The sequence below is a fragment of the Citreimonas sp. genome, assembly GCF_042096055.1.
Taxonomy (GTDB): domain Bacteria; phylum Pseudomonadota; class Alphaproteobacteria; order Rhodobacterales; family Rhodobacteraceae; genus Citreimonas.
In genome coordinates, this window is record NZ_JBELMH010000028.1 from 1 (window position 1) to 3,341 (window position 3,341).

Annotated in this window: 2 protein-coding genes; one reads left to right on the forward strand and one right to left on the reverse strand. The window is 65.0% G+C overall.

Going from position 1 to position 3,341, the window contains the following annotated elements; all coding sequences use genetic code 11:
- Window positions 1-214: 214 nt before the first annotated feature.
- The gene (locus ACFDTC_RS08280; RefSeq protein WP_375258408.1) at window positions 215-1,993 is read right to left on the reverse strand and encodes a methyl-accepting chemotaxis protein; all 1,779 of its coding nucleotides are present in this window, start codon (window positions 1,991-1,993) and stop codon (window positions 215-217) included.
- Here ACFDTC_RS08280 and ACFDTC_RS08285 point away from each other — a divergent pair.
- A complete protein-coding gene (locus tag ACFDTC_RS08285) occupies window positions 1,902-3,332 on the forward strand; it encodes a PRC-barrel domain-containing protein (protein ID WP_375258441.1) in 1,431 nt (476 codons plus the stop codon). The genes ACFDTC_RS08280 and ACFDTC_RS08285 overlap by 92 nt on opposite strands.
- The last annotated feature ends 9 nt before the right edge of the window (window positions 3,333-3,341 follow it).

Here is a 3,341-nt window from a genome sequence, read left to right on the forward strand (position 1 = left end):
TGAAGAACCGGGGATCCTGACGAGTAAGGCCGGTCGCAATCATGCGTCAGCGCGTAGGCGCTGCGTATCAGTCGCGCGGCCGCTCCTTCCGAGCGGCGGGCGCATTCGTAGCCTTCGTCGAGTGTTGAACTAGGTCAGCGGAAGCTTGCACCGCAGGCCAGCGCTTTCTTCAAATGAACGGCCCTCCCCGCCGCGGCGGGGAGGGCCGTGCCATTCATGCTGCCGCGGATTGATTTTGTTCGCGAGAGCGATTTCGCACTGGCGTCCCTTTCGCAGCGATCTTTTCGCCGAGGAAGGACGCGATCAGACCCGCCGCTCGATCGGACTGGTTGTTGAGGCGAACGCAGGTCGCGTTGATCTCGTCGACCATCGAGGCGTTCTTCTGGGTGACCGTGTCGAGGTCGGCAACGCCGGCCGTGATTTCCTGGACGCCCGTGGCCTGCTCCTGGGCCGAGGCCGAGATCTCGGAGACGAGGTCGGCGACGTCACCGGCCGATTTGACGATCGAGGCGAAGGTCGCATGCGTCTCGTTCATCAGCGTCTCGCCGTCGTCGACCTGCTTGGCGCTCGCGGTCACGAGGTCCTTGATCTCGCGCGCGGACTCCGAGGCGCGCTGCGCCAGCGTGCGCACTTCCGACGCGACGACGGCAAACCCCTTGCCGGCGGTGCCGGCCCGGGCCGCCTCGACGCCGGCGTTGAGCGCCAGCAGGTTGGTCTGGAACGCGATATCGTCGATGACCGAGATGATGTTCTCGATCTCGCTCGAGGATTTGGCGATTCCCTCCATCGCCTCGAGAGCGCGGCCCATGATCTCGGATCCGCGCGCGGCACGGTTGCGGCCGTCCGTGGCCATCTCGTTGGCGGTCTTCGCGCGCTCCGCCGAGGATTTGATCGCGCTCGACATCTCTTCAAGAGCGGCGGCGCTTTCCTCGAGGGTGGCTGCCTGGGTCTCGGCGCGGCGTGCCATGTCGTTGGACATGCCGCGCAGGTCCTGAGCCTCTTCCTTTACGGACGCGATGCTGACCTGAACCTGCTGGGTGAGCTGATCGAAGGATTGTGCCAACTTGTTGAAATTCTCGCAGAGCATCGCGGCGTCGTCGCCCAGTTCCGACCACCGGCCGGAATCGATGCGCGCATCGACCGCTCCGCCTTTAAGATCGTCCATCGCCCGGCAGATCTCGTCGAACATGTCGGCGCGCAGGGCACTCGTGCGAGCGGCGGCAGCGCTTTCCTCCTCGCTGTTGAGGATCTGGACGCGGAAGGCCTCGACGCTGCGGGCCACGGCGCCGAGGCTGTCTGGGCGCCCGGTATCGGGAACCGTCGTGTCGAACCGTTTTTCGCGGATTGCGGTGACGGTCTGCTCGAGGCGACCGATCGGGGCGAGCATGTAGTGCAGCGCCAAGCCGGTGACCGAGAGGAAACCCGCCAGGCACAGCCCTGCGATGAGAAGTCCGGACCACAGCATGCCCGAGACCGAAGCCTGCAGGGCCTCGTCCGATACGCCGACGTAGAGAATGCCGAGCGGCTCTCCGGCGGGCGTCTGCACGGGGACGTAGATCGTCAGGTACTGCTTGCCGAGGATCGTGGCCTGCCCGCGAAACACCTCGCCTCGGCGCATGACGGCATAGACAGGATTGTCCTGCCCGAGAACCGTACCCACGGCGCGGGTGCCGTCCGGCTTGATGATGTTGGTGCTGCGGCGGACGTAATCCTGCTGCTCATCGTCCCAGACGAAGACGGTCGCGGTCTCGCCCGATATCGCGCCGACCTGGTCGATCAGGGCGTGGTTCTCGAACTCCGCGATCGCCGGCGCGCTGGCGCCCAGGATTTCGCCATCGGGGCCGCGACGGATCGATATCTCCTGCGTGCGGGCAATCTCGTTGGCCAGCACATTGATCGACATGGTCTGCTTCTCGGCGGCGGCCTCGAGCAGGGCCGCCTTGTTCTGCCCGAACATCGGAATGAACAACGCCGCCGTCAGAAGGCAAAGCATCAGGGAAATCCCGAGTCCGATCTGGACACCGAGACGGTTCAAGACATCACGCATAACAGGCTCCGAAAGGCATTCTTCCGAGGCCCAGACCTACGGTGTCTCCGTTAACGGGGATCAAACGCGGATGGGCCGCGCACAGCGCCAACAAGACTTTGCCATTCGAGATCGAACAAAAATCGGCGGAAACTTGAAGGGCCCCGGAACCGAACCCCGGACTTCAGGTTTCACGGTGGGCGCGTGCGACCTGCGCACGTTCTTTTGGGCCAGACAGGTCACCACCATGAAAACGCTACTCTCCTCCGCGGCTACCGTTCTGGTACTCGCCTCGACGGGCTATGCCCAAGACACCGAAAGCCGCTTCCTCGACCTGCAATCGCATTCGGGGGCGCCGTTTCTCTTCGCGTCGGACATGATCGGCGCCACCCTCTACTCGACCGAAACCGAGTTCGAAGCAGACGCGACGCTGAGCGCTGAGATGCAGAGGGAGCTCGAGAACATCGGCGAGGTCGACGACGTGCTTCTGACCGGCGACGGCGAAGTCCAGGCGCTGATCCTGGGCGTCGGCGGCTTCCTGGGCATCGGCGAGCGCGACGTGGCGCTGCCGATCTCGCAGGTGCAGATGCTGCGCAACGCGGAGGATCCCGCGGATGTGCGCCTTGTCGTGCAGGCGACCCGCGACCAGATCTCGAACGCGCCCGCGTTCGACCGCGACACGCTCGGGCAGATGAACGCGGAAGGCATGGAAACCGCGGACGGCGAACAGGCGCAGCCACTCGCCGAGACCGAAACCATGGCCGAAGGCTCGGGCGACAGCCAGCTCGAGACGGACACGGACGTGGCGGCAGACACCGACATGCAGACCGACTCTGGCGACGCCGTCGCAGCGGACACCGGGACGCAGACCGAAACCGGCGACGACGTTGCAGCCGACACCGAGATGCAGACGGAAACAGACAGCGATGTCGCGGCAGATACCGGAATGCAGACCGAGGAAGGCACCGAGCAGACCGCCGATTCCTCGCAGATGCAGGAGACGGACAGCGAAGCCGCGGCGGCCGAGGGCGAGGACATCCAGGCCCTGGTCGCGAGCCTGCAGGACGCCCCGGTCTACGGTCCGAACGAGGACGAGATCGGCACGATCGTCGAGGTCGTGATGAACGACGCCGGCGACGCGATAGCCGAACTGGTCATCGACGTCTCGGCCTATTACGGCACCGACGACATGAAGGTGTCGGCGCAGTACGACGAGGTGACGGTAGAGGGCGAGGGCGAAGACCAGGTGGTCCGCGTCATGCTCAATGCACCGATCGACAGCCTGCCCCAGGTCCAGTCGATGTAAGCTGTCCCC